The sequence below is a fragment of the Cupriavidus plantarum genome (assembly GCF_905397285.1).
Classification (GTDB): Bacteria; Pseudomonadota; Gammaproteobacteria; order Burkholderiales; family Burkholderiaceae; genus Cupriavidus; species Cupriavidus plantarum.
On record NZ_CAJPUX010000005.1, the window covers coordinates 192,621 to 208,715 of the forward strand.

At 66.1% G+C, this 16,095-nt stretch carries 15 protein-coding genes; 7 read left to right on the plus strand and 8 right to left on the minus strand.

Annotated features, from left to right (window positions below; genetic code table 11):
• Positions 1-28: 28 nt before the first annotated feature.
• The gene (locus KHP16_RS20910) at positions 29-979 is read right to left on the minus strand and encodes an alpha/beta hydrolase (RefSeq protein ID WP_115954325.1); all 951 of its coding nucleotides are present in this window, start codon (positions 977-979) and stop codon (positions 29-31) included.
• A gap of 271 nt (positions 980-1,250) precedes the next feature.
• Here KHP16_RS20910 and KHP16_RS20915 point away from each other — a divergent pair, with 271 nt between their 5' ends.
• A complete protein-coding gene (locus tag KHP16_RS20915; RefSeq protein ID WP_211961044.1) occupies positions 1,251-2,210 on the plus strand; it encodes a LysR family transcriptional regulator in 960 nt (319 codons plus the stop codon).
• 289 nt (positions 2,211-2,499) lie between these two features.
• Here the strand turns inward: KHP16_RS20915 and KHP16_RS20920 are convergent, their stop codons facing one another.
• Positions 2,500-3,243 carry a BON domain-containing protein gene (locus KHP16_RS20920; RefSeq protein ID WP_115954324.1) on the minus strand — a complete coding sequence of 248 codons (744 nt, stop codon included), beginning with the start codon at positions 3,241-3,243 and terminating at the stop codon, positions 2,500-2,502.
• Between the two features lie 386 nt (positions 3,244-3,629).
• Between KHP16_RS20920 and KHP16_RS20925 the strand changes: the two genes are divergently transcribed.
• The 6 genes from KHP16_RS20925 to KHP16_RS20950 all read left to right on the plus strand — a co-directional run bounded on the left by KHP16_RS20925 (position 3,630) and on the right by KHP16_RS20950 (position 10,281).
• The gene (locus tag KHP16_RS20925) at positions 3,630-4,115 is read left to right on the plus strand and encodes a Csu type fimbrial protein (RefSeq protein WP_244214783.1); all 486 of its coding nucleotides are present in this window, start codon (positions 3,630-3,632) and stop codon (positions 4,113-4,115) included.
• Positions 4,115-4,915 carry a fimbrial biogenesis chaperone gene (locus KHP16_RS20930; protein WP_211961045.1) on the plus strand — a complete coding sequence of 267 codons (801 nt, stop codon included), beginning with the start codon at positions 4,115-4,117 and terminating at the stop codon, positions 4,913-4,915. Before KHP16_RS20925 ends, KHP16_RS20930 begins: the two co-directional genes overlap by 1 nt.
• Before the next feature lie 6 nt (positions 4,916-4,921).
• Positions 4,922-7,273, plus strand: a complete 2,352-nt coding sequence (locus KHP16_RS20935; protein ID WP_211961046.1) for a fimbria/pilus outer membrane usher protein — start codon at positions 4,922-4,924, stop codon at positions 7,271-7,273.
• Positions 7,274-7,407: 134 nt separating this feature from the next.
• Positions 7,408-8,331 carry a Csu type fimbrial protein gene (locus KHP16_RS20940; RefSeq protein WP_167468490.1) on the plus strand — a complete coding sequence of 308 codons (924 nt, stop codon included), beginning with the start codon at positions 7,408-7,410 and terminating at the stop codon, positions 8,329-8,331.
• Positions 8,332-8,439: 108 nt separating this feature from the next.
• The gene (locus KHP16_RS20945) at positions 8,440-9,126 is read left to right on the plus strand and encodes an SOS response-associated peptidase (protein WP_211961168.1); all 687 of its coding nucleotides are present in this window, start codon (positions 8,440-8,442) and stop codon (positions 9,124-9,126) included.
• 72 nt (positions 9,127-9,198) lie between these two features.
• Positions 9,199-10,281, plus strand: coding sequence for a calcium:cation antiporter (locus tag KHP16_RS20950; RefSeq protein ID WP_109583992.1), 1,083 nt, complete (start codon positions 9,199-9,201; stop codon positions 10,279-10,281).
• On the opposite strand, the gene KHP16_RS20955 is transcribed toward KHP16_RS20950, so the two are convergent.
• The 6 genes from KHP16_RS20955 to KHP16_RS20980 all read right to left on the minus strand — a co-directional run bounded on the left by KHP16_RS20955 (position 10,282) and on the right by KHP16_RS20980 (position 16,038).
• A complete protein-coding gene (locus KHP16_RS20955; protein ID WP_109583991.1) occupies positions 10,282-10,857 on the minus strand; it encodes a TetR/AcrR family transcriptional regulator in 576 nt (191 codons plus the stop codon).
• A 159-nt stretch (positions 10,858-11,016) separates the two neighbouring features.
• Positions 11,017-12,432, minus strand: coding sequence for a dihydrolipoyl dehydrogenase (locus tag KHP16_RS20960; protein ID WP_211961047.1), 1,416 nt, complete (start codon positions 12,430-12,432; stop codon positions 11,017-11,019).
• A 117-nt stretch (positions 12,433-12,549) separates the two neighbouring features.
• Positions 12,550-13,287: a glutathione peroxidase gene (locus KHP16_RS20965; RefSeq protein ID WP_109583989.1), complete on the minus strand. Its 738-nt coding sequence runs from the start codon at positions 13,285-13,287 to the stop codon at positions 12,550-12,552.
• Positions 13,288-13,483: 196 nt separating this feature from the next.
• Positions 13,484-13,963, minus strand: a complete 480-nt coding sequence (locus tag KHP16_RS20970; RefSeq protein WP_109583988.1) for a nuclear transport factor 2 family protein — start codon at positions 13,961-13,963, stop codon at positions 13,484-13,486.
• A 129-nt stretch (positions 13,964-14,092) separates the two neighbouring features.
• Entirely contained in the window at positions 14,093-14,932 is an 840-nt protein-coding gene (locus tag KHP16_RS20975) for a class I SAM-dependent methyltransferase (RefSeq protein ID WP_211961048.1), read from the minus strand.
• 29 nt (positions 14,933-14,961) lie between these two features.
• The gene (locus KHP16_RS20980; protein ID WP_211961049.1) at positions 14,962-16,038 is read right to left on the minus strand and encodes an alpha/beta fold hydrolase; all 1,077 of its coding nucleotides are present in this window, start codon (positions 16,036-16,038) and stop codon (positions 14,962-14,964) included.
• Positions 16,039-16,095: the final 57 nt, after the last annotated feature.

The following is a 16,095-nucleotide window of genomic DNA, read 5'->3' on the forward strand; positions in this document are numbered from 1 at the left end:
AAGACTGCTGGCCATTAATCCGGTCGCTCTATGCGCCGGACCGGCGTTCGGGCCGGGATGAGGCGTCGTCGCCCCGCGCAAAACAATCGCGCAGGAATCGCGCACCTTCGTTGACCCATGCCTGGCAACTCTCATGGGACTGTTCCACCCCGTCGCCACAGGCGCCGGGCATGATCATGGTCTCGGCCGGTACCCCGGCCTTGCGCAGGCGCTCGGCGAACGCTTCGCCCTCCGCCCGCAATGCATCCAGCTCGGCGACCTGCACGAGCGCTGGCGGCAGTCCGCCCAGCCTCGAGGCCAGCGCGGGCGCGGCATAGGGATGCACGCTATCCGCCGGCGTCGGCAGATAGTCTCGATAATTGCACGCTAATTGCTGCAGCATTTCCATCGACACACGGCGAGGGCCCGCCGTGCACGATGCATGCTGCAGGCACGGGTCCGTTACCGGTCGAATCAGCCATTGGCCCGCCGGTTGCGGCAAGCCCCGATCGCGCAGCATCTGCGACAGCGCGATCGCCAGGTTGCCTCCGGCTTCTTCTCCAACGACTGCAAAACGCGACTTGTCCACCTTCAGGCGGCGCGCGTGCTTCAGCACCCATGCCACCGTATTCACTGCATCTTCCGGCGCGGCCGGAAACGGATGGTCCGGCGCCAGCGAATAGCCCGGCGTCACCACCACGGCGGGCACCGTGCTGGCCAGATCCGCCGCCAGCTGGCATGCCGCCTCGCAATCGCTCTGTACAAAACCGCCCGCATGGAGGTACACCAGCCACGGCAGCAATCCGCTGCTCGCCTGCGCGCCGCCCGGGGCGTATCCCGGCGGGTAACTCACCCACACCGAAATCGTCCGGTCGCCGCTGACTACCTCATGCTGCGCCACCCGCGCCCCCGCCCCGATCGTCTTGCCGCCTGCCTTGCCGGTCTGCTTTCCTTGTTCCACAAGGGCTACCGGGTGAATCGGGCTGGTCGTCTTGGACATTTTGCGGGTGCCGCGGCGTGCGTCCACGGGCGGCGATCATGTGTTGCGATGCAACGAATTATGGTGATTGTCGGGGATGGGATAAAGCGAGAGATTGCCAACGCACTGTTTCTGAGGTGGAATAATCGGGATCGTTGTTGCTGGACCGCCGAAGTCTGATGCCGCCGTTGGCAAGAACTGCCGAAATGTGCTTCACTGCGGACCTTCCGGCGACGGATAGAGGGGATATCTGCCAATATCCCGCCGTTGGACGAATGGACCCCATACCATCATGGATCGCTTAGTCTCAATGCAGGCATTCACGCGGGTGGTGGATGTCGGCAGCTTCGCCCGCGCGGCCGAGTCGCTCGACCTGCCCAAGGCCACCCTGACCCGCCTGATCCAGAATCTGGAGACCCACCTCGGCGTCAAGCTGCTCCACCGTACGACGCGGCGCATCAGCGTGACCACGGACGGGGCCGCCTATTACGAACGTTGTGTGCGGATTCTCGCGGATGTCGAGGAGGCCGAGCAATCGCTCACCCGGCACAACAATTCGCCGCGCGGCACCCTATGCGTCGACACGGTAGCGGGACTCGCGCAGATGGTGCTGATTCCCCATCTGCATGAGTTCTTCGAGGCCTACCCCGACCTCAAGCTGGAACTGACGCTGAACGGCAAGCCGATCGATCTGCTGAAAGAAGGCGTCGACGTGGTGCTCCGCGTCGGCAACCTGCTGGACGAAAGCATGGTCGCGCGCCGCATTGGCGTGCTGAAGCTCGGCTTGTACGCGTCGCCCATCTATCTGCGCCGCCACGGCACGCCGACCAACCTGACCGAACTCGCGCAGCACAAGGCCATCAACTTCCTGTCGAACCGCACCGGGCGGGAGATGCCGTGGCCGCTGTCGCGCGGTGACGAGCATGGCGAGATCCTGCTGCCGTCGGCCATCTCCACCAACGATGCGGAGGTATATCTAGGCTGCGCGCTGGAGGGCCACGGCATCTCTCGTATCTCGTGCGCGATGGCCGAGCCGTATGTCGCCAGCGGCAGGCTCGTGGAGGTCATGCCCGACTGGCAGTCGGAAGAGTTGCCGATCTCCGCGATGTACCCTCAGAACCGCCACCTGTCCGCTAAGGTCCGTGTATTCGTCAACTGGGCCGCCGACCTGTTTTCGAGGCATCCGCACTTCGGCGCCGCGCAGCAGCCTTCCACCCGCGACGCGATTCGCGCGCTGGCCGCAGCCGGTTGATGCATGCAGCATCGTATGTGCACATGGGTGGTCAGGTGCACCACCGATATGGGCACTAGCAACGCGCAGGGGGAAAGTTTCAGGGCAAACTTCAGAGCGAACTTCAGAGCGAACTTCAGAGCGAACTTGATCAGTCCGGCGAGCATCGTGAGGAGGTTTTTCATTGTTTTCATTGTTGCGGCTTGATGATGACGTCATGCCTGCTGGCACGACCTCCCAATTCTTGCCGCCGCCCCACCCCCTGTGAATCGGAGATCTCCGAATAGCGCGGAAAACGCCGCAAGCCGCGTCAGCTCTGCAGAACGATTCGATTGATGACGTCCTCCACGCCCTGCACATACCAAGCATCGCGCTCCGCCTGCTTGCGCGTGCCTTCGCTGGACACATAGCCTTCCAGCGTGACCACGCGGGCCTCGGTCCGCACGCGGATACAGCTGGCGTCGACAAACGGATCGGTCTCCAGCACGAGCTGCAATGCCTCGGAAATTTCTTCGTCGCGATCGGTTTCCGCCGGGGCCACGACGATCTCGTTGATGACGCAGCGGCAGCCGCCCGACCACCATGCGAGCACGCCGGCCAGCCGCATATGGGAGAGACTGATCACGCTGCCTCGCAGCGTCACCACGCCATCGCTCGCGGCCACCTCGATCCACCCGCTCTGGTCGTCGGGCTCGGCGCCCACCGCTTCGCGCACGCGCTCGACCTGCCCCTTTACTCGCGCGCAGATCCGGCAGTTGCGGAAGTCGATCGCATTGAGCAGCCGCTCGCATACGGCGTCGCGCAGCGCACCGTCGCCCACGGGTACCGCGCCGTCGGCCACGCGCAGGTGATCGATCACCGCCGTCACGCCATTCACGCGCCGGACGTGCGCCGCGGCCCGCGTCTTCTCCACGATACTGCCTACCTCGCCTTCGAGAATCAGCGCCCCGTCCGACATCCTGAGGTGAATCGCGGGTTGCAGCTGGCGGCCCTGATACGGTACCTGCGACAGCGCGGCGCGCGCCTGCGTCAACACGGTGTCATTGCTTTGCATGATGTCCTCCTTGGTTAGGTCGTCTGCGGGAAGTCCATCGAATCGATTATAGGAATCCTCCTCTTCGCATCCAGCCGATACGCCGGAATCACGTTTCAAACAACTGCTCATCCCTCTTGGATCTGTGTCCAAATCCGGCGACGCGGACGGGCAACATGCAGCGATCAAGACACCGCGAACGATGACACCGATTCCCGCGAACCCTCGCCGCATAAGGCTTTCCGGCATTTGAATCGACTTCAGCGATACTTAAATCACCGTGGCGGTACGTTAAAACAAACTGAACGTTGTAAATTCTGTGGCGACGGCGACAGCACTCGTTACCATCGCATCATCGGCCGCCACGGACTACTTCGATGATGCCACTACCGTCTCGCCGTCTCTCCATGCGTCTTGCCGCGTTCGGCGCGCTCGGCGTGTTGTGCGCGCTCCCGCTGTCGCTCGGCGCCGCAACCAAGACCACGACCTTCACCGTCAGACTCACGCTGACCAATGACTGTACGATTGCCGCGAGCGATCTCGACTTCGGCAGCACGGGCGTGCTCGCCGCCAACGTCGACCAGCAGTCGCAGGTATCGGTGACGTGCAGTACCGGCGCGCCGTTCCAGGTGGGCCTCGATGGCGGCAGTACGGCGAGCAGCACGATCGCCAACCGCCTGATGACGGGTCCCAACGCCGCCACCGTGCAATTCCAGATCTATCGCGACGCGGCCCGCACGCAGATCTGGGGCAATACGCCGAATACCGACACGGTCGGCGGCACCGGTAACGGGACCGCGCAGCCCTTCGTGATGTACGGACGGGTGCCGGCGCAAACGACGCCTGGCGCGGGCGCCTATACGACGACCGTCACGGCGACGATCAACTTCTGATGCGCCACGCCGCCATCTGGCGGCGTCCGGATTCCGCAACGCTGCTGGCACTGGTGCTGGCCGCGCTGGCAGCGGTCTGCCCGGCGCATGCCACCTCGCTGCAGATCACGCCGGTACGGATCGACCTGCCCGCCGGCGCGGGCGCCGCCGCGCTCACGCTGCGCAACCAGGGCAACACCCCCATCCACGCGCAGGTCCGCGTGTTCCGCTGGACGCAGGATACCGGCAGCGATGCGCTCGCCGCCACGGAGGAAATCGTGGCAAGCCCGCCGATCGTGCGCATTCCGGGCGGCAGCGATCAGCTCGTGCGTATCGTCCGGCCGGCGCGCGCGGATGCGGGCGCCAACCACGCGGGCGCATCGGACGCGGGCATATCGGCCGCGGGGGAATCCGCCTACCGCCTGCTGATCGACGAGCTGCCCGCCCCCGGCGCCACGCCCGACGCGTCTGGCGTCAGGCTGCAACTGCGCTACTCCGTGCCGGTCTTCGCGGGCACGCCCTCCACCACCGCACCGCCGCCGCTGCGGCTCAATCTCTGGCGCGACGGTAGCGAAGGGGGCTGGACGCTCGCCGTCCGCAACGCGGGCCAGCGCCACGCGCGGCTCAGCGATATCGCGCTCGTCAATGGCGGACAACGCATCAACGTCGGCAGCGGCCTGTTCGGCTATGCGCTGCCGGGCGCCGTGCGTGTCTGGAAGATCAACCTGCCCGCGAGCTTCGCGCCCGCCGCCACCATGCGGCTCGATGGTGCGGTCAATGGCGAACCGCAAAGCCTGCCGGTCACGGCGGGCCGCCCCTAGGACCGCATGGCATGCCGCCGCGCGACGCACCCGAACCCGCTGGCCTGGATCGCTTCCATCGCGGCCATTGCGGCCATTGCGGCCATTGCGGCCATTGCGGCCATTGCGGCAACCGCATCCGCCAATGCGCGCGCGGACGATGGCGCGGCGTCATCCGTGCACACCACTTACCTGGAGGTCATGCTCAATGGCATATCGACAGGCGCGGTCGCGCGCTTCGCGGAGACCGGCGGCGCGCTGTCGACGCCCATCGAGGAGCTCGGCGAAATCGGCCTGCGCGCGGATCCGTCGCTGGCGGGGCCCAATGGCATGGTCCCGCTCGATCGCCTGCCCGGGGTGACATACCGCTATGAGCCGGGCATGCAGCGCGTCTACCTGACCGTGGACGACAGCCAGCGCATTCCGGTGCAACTGGGCTCGCGCGGCCGCGTGCGGCCGCCCGTGACGAACGGCCTCGGCTTCGTACTCAACTACGAGGCCTACGCCCAGCCGGACACGGGCAACGAACTCGGCCTGTTCACCGAGCAGCGGCTGTTCCATCCGGGCGGCGTGTTCAGCAATACGGGCGTGGCCACGTTCTACAACGGCAACAACCGGTACGTGCGCCTCGATACGTCATGGAGCCACGCGGATCCCACCGGCATGCAGTCGATCCTTGTCGGCGATGCGATTACCGGCGCGCTGCCATGGAGCCGCCCCGTCCGCATCGGCGGCTTTCAGATCCGACGCAATTTCGGCTTGCGGCCCGACCTGATCACCTACCCGTTGCCGGCGCTCGGCGGCTCGGCCGCGGTGCCCGGCGCCGTCGATCTGTACATCAACAACGTGCGCCAGTACACCGGGCAGGTGCCGAGCGGTCCGTTCGTCATCAACAACGCGCCGGCACTGAGCGGCGCGGGCCAGGCGACCATCGTCGTGCGCGACGCGCTTGGTCGCGATGTCAGCACGACCGTGCCGCTGTACATCGATTCGCGCCTGTTGGCCAAGGGACTGTTCGACTATTCGTTCGAGGCGGGCTTCGTGCGTACGTCCTACGGCATCGATTCGTTCCGCTACGACACCGCGCCCGCCGCAAGCGGCTCCGTGCGGTATGGTCTGAGCGATGCGATCACGCTCGAAGGCCACGGCGAGGCATCGCGCGGCGTCGGCATCGCGGGCGCGGGCGTGCTGTTCAAGCTGCCGCTCACGGGCGTGCTCAACCTCTCCACGAGCTCGAGCGCATCCGGCGGCCAGCAGATCGGTCTCGGCTACCAGTGGCGCACGCCGGCGTTCAGCATCGACGTCCAAGGCACGCGCGCGTTCGGCAATTACAAGGACCTGGCCGCGAGCACGGGTTCGCCGATGCCGAGCGCGCTGTATCGCGGGACCGTATCCGTGCCCCTGGGCCGCCGCGGCAACGTCGCCGCGAGCTATATCGATCTGTCGGACCCCGTCTATGGCGCCGCGCGCATCGGCTCGCTCGCGTGGACCGCGCAGCTCGGCCGTCGCGCGGCGCTGACGGCGAGCACCTATCGCGACTTCGCGGCGGGGTCTTCCTACGGCGTGTCGCTGTCGGTGACGTTCCTCATCGACAACGACACGACGGCGTCTTCCACGGTCGGCCGCGAGGGTGGCAAGCCGACGTTCATCGGCGCGGTCAGCCGCACGGTGCCGTATGAGGGCGGCTGGGGCTATCAGGTCGGCGCGCAACGCGGCGGCGAAACGTGGCGCGGATTCGCGCAGGCGAACGTGCGCGGGCGCTATGGCGACGCCTATGCGGCCGTGCAGGACTTGCAGGGGCGCGTGACCACGGCCTTCGGCGCGAGCGGGTCGCTCGTCGCGATGGATGGCACCGTGATGGCTGGCCGGCGCATCGACCAGAGCTTCGCGCTCGTGTCCACGGGGGGCGTGCCGGACCTGCCGGTGCTCGTCGAGAACCGCCGCATCGGCACCACCGACAGCGGCGGGCACTTCCTCGTGCCGAACCTGCTGCCCTACGATGCGAACCGCATCGAGATCGATGCGCTGAACCTGCCGATCAACACGCGACTGAGTTCAACGCGGCTGTCGATCGCGCCCGCGTTGCAGTCGGGCGCGGTGGCGGCATTCTCGATCCAGTCGTTCCGCGGCGGCCAGGTAGTCATGACCGACGCTACCGGCGCGCCGTTGCCAGCCGGCACGGCGGTGCTGCACGTAGAGAGCGGCGATCGCACCGTCATCGGTTACGACGGCCTCGCGTTCTTCGAATCGCTGCGCGACGACAACACGTTCCGCGCCGATACGGACGAAGGCCCGTGTACCGCGCGCCTGCGCTATGCCGCGGGCGACGATCCGCTGCCGAGGCTGGGGCCCGTCGCCTGCATGGGCAGCGCGCCATGAAGACGTTGCCCGGGATGCGGCCGCGCGCGTGCCTGACCCGCGTTGCGTGGCGTGGCGTCATGTGTGGCCTCGTTTTTGGCCCCGTTTTTGGCCTCGTTTTTGGCCCCGTTTTTTTTGGCCTGATCTTTGGCTTCATGTTGGGCGCCACCTCCGTCGCCCATGCCGCCTGCACCGCCACGGCCCCCTCGGTCACGTTCGGCAACTACAGCCCGGTGTCGGGCAACGCCGTCGACGTCAGCGGCACGATCACGGTCAACTGCACCGGCATCGCGGTGGCCACGCGTGTCCGCGCCTGCATCAACATCGGTACGGGCTCGGCGGGCACCAGCGTGTCCCCGCGTATCCTCGCCAATGGCGCGCAGCAGCTGCAGTTCAACATCTACTCGGACAGCTATACGACCCCATGGGGCGCGCGCAGTACCGCGGGCTTCGCGCCGATCATGCTCGACTTTCCCGTGTTGCTCGGCAACGGCACCGCGTCAACCGCGTACTTCGCGCGCCTGTTTGCGAACCAGTCCACGGCGGTGGCCGGCAGCTACACCTCCACGTTCTCGGGGCTCAACGCCGAGGTGACCTACCTGGAGTACGGCGTGGCGGTTCCCGCGCCAGCCTGCTCGACCCTCGCGAGCCCGAGTACGCCCATCGCGTTCACGGCCAGCGCCACGGTGGTGAACGATTGCGTGATCTCCGCCAACACGCTCGACTTCGGCACGTCGGGCGTGCTGCGCACGGCCATCGACGCCAACGGCTCGCTGTCGGTTCGCTGCACGCTCAACGCGCCCTATTCGATCGCGCTCAACGCGGGCACCGGCAGCGGCGCCAGCGTGGCCACCCGCCGCATGACGCGCAGCGGCGGCACGCAGACGGTCAACTACCAGCTGTTCCGCAATGCCGCGCGCACGGAACTCTGGGGCGACGGCACCAACGGCACGCTCACCGTCAGCGGCACCGGTACGGGCATCGCGCAGACGATCAATCTCTATGGGCGCGTGCCCGCCCAGACCACGCCGCAGGCCGGCACGTATGTGGACACGGTCACGGTGACCATCACGTATTAGGGGGCGGGACAATTAGGGGCGGGACATTGACGGCCTGGCGCGATGCGCCGACCATAGCCCCTCATGCGTGACGCCACGCACGCGGTGAGAGCCGAGGGGGAGCCATCGATGTGCACGAACTACGCACCGGTCCAGCGCTGCATCCTGCGGGAGATCTTTGGCGTCGAGCCGCCGCCGGACCTGTTTCGCGCCGAGACGTATCCAGACTATGCCGCGCCGATCGTGCGGCAGCGCACCGACGGCTCGCGCGAAAGCGTGCTGGCCACCTTCGGCATGGTGCCCCGCAAACGGACGCCGCCGGGCGCGCGCCGCTACGACACCACCAACGCGCGTAGCGAGACCGTCGGCGAACGGCCCACGTTCTCGCGCTACTGGCGGCAGGGGCAGCTATGCCTCATCCCCGCAGCCGCGTTCTATGAATTCGCCTACCCGGAGTCCGGCACGCCCAGCTCGCCCGGCAAACCCGTGCGCTGGCGCGTCTGGCTGCGCGACATGGAAGCGTTCGCCGTGGCCGGCCTGTGGCGCGACTGGCCCGACCTGCCCGACAACCCCGGCATGCCGTCGTTCACGATGCTCACGGTCAATGCGGAGGGCCATGACGTGCTGTCTCGCTTCCATCGGCCCGGCGACGAGAAGCGCGGCATCGTGATCGTCCCCCGGGACCAGTGGGACGACTGGCTCGGCTGCCGAAATCCCGACATCGCGCGAACCTTCCTGCGTCTGTACCCGTCGGAGGAAATGGCGGCCGAACCGGCGCCGAAGGTTCAGGGGGCGCCGATACCGTTCGCCGACTGACCTATCCCCGCGCCGCCATCTGCTGCACAATGGGGTGAATTCCGCACATTAAACAAGGAGAACAAGAACCGCATGGCGACATCGAACACCCTGCCGGTCTGGACGATCGGGGCCCCCATTGCCGCATGGGCCGCCTTCGGCATTGGCCTTGCCGCGCCCGAATCGGGCTGGATCATTGCCATCATGGCCATCGCGCTGGCCGGCGCGGTGTTCTCGGCCGTCCACCATGCCGAGGTCGTCGCGCACAAGGTCGGCGAACCGTTCGGCACGCTGGTGCTCGCCATCGCGGTCACCGTCATCGAGGTGGCGCTCATCGTCTCCGTCATGCTGTCCGCCGGCCCGGAGAAAGCGGGCCTTGCGCGCGATACGGTGTTCGCCGCGGTGATGATCATCTGCAACGGTATCGTCGGCCTCTGCCTCTTCGTCGGCGCGATCCATCATCGCGAGCAGGCCTTCCAGGCGCCCGGCGCCAATGCCGCGATGGCGACGCTCGTGGCACTGCTGGTGCTGACGATGGTCCTGCCCAACTTCACGAGCACCACGCCGGGTCCGATCCTGTCCCCGTCGCAACTCGCGTTCTCGGGCGCAATGTCGCTGGTGCTCTATGGCTGCTTCGTATTCGTGCAGACGGTCCGGCACCGCGATTACTTCCTGGCGGAAGGGACCAACGACGAGAATGAACATGCGCCGCCGCCGCCCGCGCGCGTGGCCGCCATGAGCGGCGGCCTGCTGATCATCGCGCTGGTCGCCGTGGTCGCGCTGGCCAAGATGCTGTCGCCATCGGTGGAAGCGGCCGTGGCCAATGCGGGCGCGCCGGCCGCCGTGGTGGGCGTGGTCATCGCCGCGCTCGTGTTGCTCCCCGAAGGCCTCGCCGCCCTGCGCGCCGCGCAGACGGACCGGTTGCAGACCAGCCTCAACCTGGCGCTTGGATCGGCGCTGGCCAGTATCGGCCTGACGATTCCGACGGTGGCCGCGGTGTTCATCACGATCGGCAGGCCGCTCGAACTCGGCCTCGGTCCGAAGGAGATGGTGCTGCTGTTCCTGACGATGATCGTCGCGTCCCTGACGCTGGGCATGGGCCGCACGACGATCCTCCAGGGCGTGGTGCACCTGGTGATCTTCGCCGCCTACCTCTTCATGACCATCGTGCCCTGATCAGTGCCGGGACGCGTCCTGATGTAACCGTCCCAGCAATCGGCGTCCGGCGGCGATCACCGCGTCGTCGGACCGCATCTGGTACCGCACGATCATCCCTTCGACGCACAGCATGGCCTCCGCCGCGACCGACTCCGGATCGGTCAATCCGAGGTCCGAGGCCAGTTGCACGAGGTAATCCTCGAGCGAGGCCTTGTGCGAGACGGCATGCTCGACGAGCCGCGGATCGTCGCCCGCGCCGCCGCCCGCCTCCGCCACCACGTTGATGAAGGCGCAACCACGGTATTCATCGCTGGTGAACCATTCGGCAAGCGCATCCGCCAGGACGTCGAGGTTGCGGCGGAGCGCGAGGTGCCGCGTCACGGCGGCCTCGAACCAGCCCATCCAGAAGTCGTGCCGGCGTTCGAGATACGCGGCAATGAGGTCGTTCTTCGATGGGAAATGCCGGTAGAGGGACATCTTGGCGACGCCCGATTCGGCGATGATCTTGTCCACGCCGGTGGCACGGTAGCCGTCACGGTAGAAGAGCCGAGCGGCGGTGTCGAGAATGCGGTCCCGGGCCGATTGCGTTGCCATGTGAGTGCGGGTGAGAAACGTCGGAACGTTGAATGCCTTCATTATAGAAGACAGATCTGTCTACCGCACGAACAAAAAAAAAGGCCGGATGCGGTCGCCCGCACCCGGCCTGGGTCCCCCCACTACCCCTTTCGACTACCCAGCGCCGGTATGAGCACGTCAGGCGGCGAGCTTCACCCGTGCCTTGACCAGCCTGGCATCCGCATCGCGCAGCGCGGTGCGCAACCCTTCTTCCACCACCGGGTGGTAGAACGGCATCGCCAGCATCTGCTCCACCGTCAGCCGCTGCTGATACGACCATGCCAACAGATGCGCGATGTTCTCGGCGCGCGGCCCGATCCATTCGGCGCCGAGGAAGCGGCCGGTCTCGACATCGGCGTACACGTGCATCAGCCCGCGATTCCTGAGCATGACGCGGCTGCGGCCCTGATCCTCGAAGCTGACCACGCCCGTCACGTACGTGCCTTCGTCGAGGTCAGCATGGCGCTTGCCGACCATCGCGATCTGCGGATCGGAGAACACCACCGCGAGCGGCGCGCGGCGCGAAATCGCCTTGACGTGCGGCCATGCGGCGGCGTTCTCGCCGGCAAGGCGTCCTTCATCGGCGGCCTCGTGCAGCAGCGGCAGGACGTTGTTGGCATCGCCGGCCAGGAAGATCGGCGCCGTCCCGCATTGCAGCGTTTCCGCGTCGAACACCGGCACACCGCGCATGTCGAGCGTCACGCTCGTATTGGCCAGGCCAAGCCTGCCGACATTGGGCTTGCGGCCCGTTGCGGCGAGCACATACGCAAAGCGCTCGGTCACGGTGTTGCCCGTCGCGGCATCGACGAACGAGATCACGGCCTCATCGCCCTCACGGCGCATGTCAACGATCTTCGCGTCCGTGTCGAGCGAGAACTCCTGATTGAACGCTTGCGCGGCGTACGCGCGGATCGCGGGATCGGTGAGCGGACCCACGGAACCGCCGAGGCCGAACACACGGACGCGTACGCCGAGGCGCGACAGGGCCTGGCCGAGTTCCAGCCCGATGACACCGGGGCCGAACACAGCGACGCTCGCGGGCAGGTCTTCCCAGTCGAACACGTCGTCGTTGACGATCAGGCGGTCACCGAACACCGAGAACGTCGGCGGCACGGCCGGGCTCGAACCGGTGGCGATCACCACGCGGCTGGCCTCCACGATGGTGCCATCGTCGATCTTCAGCACCGTGTCCTCGATAAAGGACGCGTAGCCACGAATGCGGTCGGCCTCGGGAATACCCTCCACGCTGCGCACCACGAAGCCGACGAAACGATCGCGTTCGGTGCGGACACGTGCCATGACTTCGCGGCCATCGATACGGATCTCGCCATCGACATGCACGCCGAACGCCGACGTATGACGCGCCTCGTGCGCGGCCTCCGCGGCGGCGATCAGCAGCTTCGACGGCATGCAACCCACCCGGGCGCAAGTGGTGCCGTACGGCCCGCCCTCGATGATGACGGCACGCTTGCCGGCGGCAATGGCAGCCCGGTATGCCGCGAGGCCAGCGGTACCTGCGCCAATGATGGCAACGTCGGTGTGGATGGTGGTCATGTTCACGTACCTGTCCTTTTTCAGGCAAAACGGGGCCATCGGGTCCGGCGGCTGCCGGACCACGCTGGCGGTACTGCGGGGGTTGGCGCGGTTAGCGGGCGCTGGGTTGGCGGCGGATCAGGCGGCCTTCTTCAGGTACGCTTCGACGGCTTCCGCACCGCCGATCAGCTGACCGTTGATGAACACCTGCGGTGCGGTCATGTTGCCGGAAATCGCGCCCAGCACCTTGCCGCGGACCTTGTGCTCCAGCGGCACGTCGATGTACTCGTAGCCGTTGTCGCTCAAAAGTTGCTTGGCCTTGGCACAGAACGAACAGCCGACCTTCGAGAACACGACCACCTGGTCCGGCTTGGTCGCGTTCGGCGCGACGTGGGCCAGCATCGTGTCGGCGTCCGAGACCTTGAACGGGTCGCCCGGCTCTTCCGGCTCGATGAACATCTTGTCCACGATGCCGTTCTTCACGTACATCGAATAGCGCCAGCTGCGCTTGCCGAAGCCCAGGTCGGCCTTGTCCACCAGCATGCCCATGCCATCGGTGAACTCGCCATTGCCGTCGGGGATCATCGTGATGTTCGCGGACTCCTGATCCTTGGCCCACTCGTTCATCACGAAGGTATCGTTGACCGACACGCACAGGATGGCATCGACACCATGCTTGGCGAACACCGGCGCCAGTTCGTTGTAGCGCGGCAAGTGGGTGGACGAGCACGTCGGCGTAAAGGCGCCCGGCAGCGAGAACAGCACCACATTCTTGCCTTCGAACAGCTCGGCAGTGGTGACGTTCTTCCATTCGTTGTTCTCGCGAACGCGGAAAGTCACGTTGGGTACGCGTTGGCCTTCACGGGGTTGCAGCATCGGTCTTACTCCTTGGTTTGGTTGGTTTCGCATGTCGTGCAGCGATGGAACGGATTCTCCGGGAAGCGACGTGATCTGTACAATTCATCGTTTCAACCCAATCGATTAATCCTGACTATGCAACACCGATAGGCAACGTCCATCGGCGCGACAGGAAAAAGGACGGCAGCGCCGTCCCTCTCAACCGCTCGCCCGCTCAGAGACCGAGGTCGCTCAGGCCGGGATGGTCGTCGGGACGACGCCCGAGCGGCCAGAAGAACTTGCGATCGGATTCCTTGATGGGCATGTCGTTGATGCAGGCGAAACGACGCTGCATCAGGCCGTTCTCGTCGAACTCCCAGTTCTCGTTGCCATACGACCGGTACCAGTGGTTCGAGTCGTCATGCCACTCGTAGGCGTAGCGTACCGCGATGCGATTGCCTCCGTACGCCCATAGCTCCTTGATCAGGCGGTAGTCCAGTTCCTTGTTCCACTTGCGCGTCAGGAACGCCACGATCTCCTCGCGGCCGTTCGCGAATTCGGCGCGGTTACGCCAGGCGCTGTCCACCGTATAGGCCAGCGACACACGCTGCGGGTCGCGTGTGTTCCATCCATCTTCGGCCCCGCGGACCTTGGCAATGGCGGATTCGAGGGTGAACGGCGGGACGGGAGGACGGACTTCGGGCTGGTTCGACATGACAGGGCTCCTTTGGGATGGGTGCGGGTTACCGCATGGTGCTGCGAATGAGACAGATCTGTCTACCATTCTATGTAGACAGATCTGTATGTCAAGAACTTCCTGCCTCGCGGCGCGATACGGACCCGGCTACCGCTTCGTCACCACGACCTCGAGATACTCGCTCGGGATCACGAGGGAGTCCTTACCCGCTGTATTGAGGCTGTTCATGAGGTCCGTCAGGTCTCGCGCGAGACCGTCCGCCCGGTCGGGCGGCAGCGCGGCAAAGGCCTTGTGCACGGGCCCGTACCATTGCCGGAAGACATCGATGAAATGCGCCGGCGAGCGATAACGGAACCGGAACTTGCGCGGCGTGACCGCGATGGCGGCGCCATGCGGGTCGAACAGCGTGTGCAAATGCTCCTCGACGCCCCACTTCGACGGTGGCGAAACACCGGGAGGCGGCGGCACATACGCGCCCAGCGTCTTGAACATCTGGCCGATGAAACCCTGCGGCGTCCAGTTGGCCATGCCGATGCGGCCGCCGCGGCGGCAGACGCGCATCATCTCGGCCGCGCATTTGGGCTGGTCAGGCGCGAACATGACGCCGAACGTCGATAGTACGGCGTCGAAGCTCGCATCGCCGAACGGCAGCGCCTCGGCATCGGCCTCCTGGAACGTCACGTCGAACCGCTCCGCCCGCGCGCGCTCTGCACCGCGTTCCAGCAGCGCGCCGACGTAATCGGTCGAGGTCACCTTGCATCCGCGGCGCGCGGCCGCGAGCGTCGCGTTGCCATTGCCCGCCGCCACGTCGAGCACGGTCTCGTCGTATCGCAGGTCGCATGCTTCCGCGAGCAGTTCGCCAACGAGCTGCAGCGTCGTACCGACCACCGCATAGTCGCCGCTGGCCCACGCCGCCTGCTGGCGGCCCTTGAGCGCGGCCAGGTCCACCTGCGGGGCATCCTGGCCGGTTGGGGAAGAAGTCGTCATGGGAATCCTTTCGTATGAAGTCTTACGGCTCATGCGCGGCGGCCGTCGTAGCCGGCCTCGCGCGCCAGCACGATGGCCTGCGCGCGGTTCTCCACCTCGAGCTTCGAAAATATGTTGGTGATGTGGTTGCGCACGGTTTTTTCACACAGCCCCAGATGCGCGGCGATCTGCGCGTTGTCGCGGCCCTGTGCGATCAGCACCACCACGTCGCGCTCGCGCCGGGTGAGCGTCAGGAACGCGGGGTCGTCGATCGCACCGCATGCGGGGAGAAACGCGCGGACTTCCTCGAGCCACTTGTCCCATGCGGGCTCGTCTTCCAGCAGCAGATGATTGCCACTCTCGAGCGGCACGAAGTGCGCGTGGGGAATCAGGCTGGCGATGAGCCGGCCTTCGTCGAACGGCACGCGCGCGTCGCGTACCGCATGCAGGACCAGCGTCGGACACGTGACCTGCGGCAACAGCTCCACCACGTCGATGTCGTTGAAGATGCGCATGAAGCGCGCCGCATTGCGCGGTGACGTGGAAACGCGCTCGAGCTCGTTGAACCAGCGATGCTGCGCGGCGGTACCGCCGGGAATGAACTGCGTGGTGAAGAATTGGCGGAACGCGGGGTTCTCCTGCCCCCATCCCAGTTCGGCGAGGCGCGTCATCAGTTCGGCCTCCTCTCGCATCTCGGGTGTGGGATTCCGCTTGAGCCGGCCGCGTGCATAGCCGCCGTGCAGGATCAGATGGGTCACGCGATGCGGATGCTTGACGGCATACGCGACGGCGATGGAGGCGCCCTGCGAGATACCCAGCAATGGGAAATGATCGACACCGGTCGCATCGACGATCGTCTCGAGATCGCGCAGCCACGCATGAAACGAGAGGTCGTCGACGTGGCGATCGGACAGCCCACAGCCGCGCTCGTCGTAACGCACGAACGTGTGGTCCTCGGAGAGGGCGCACATCATGTGGCTCCACACTGGGCTGGCCACGTCGAACTCGAGGTGGCTCATCCAGTTAGCGGCCTTCACCAAGGGCGGGCCGCTACCGGATATGGCGTATGCGAGCCTTACACCGTCCAGGCTGGTGCACAGGCGGATCTGCTGCTTGAGCGTCGGCATGCGGGCGGCTTCGCTGGCAGGTTGCGGGAGGCGCTTCAACTGACCTAACCAGATTAG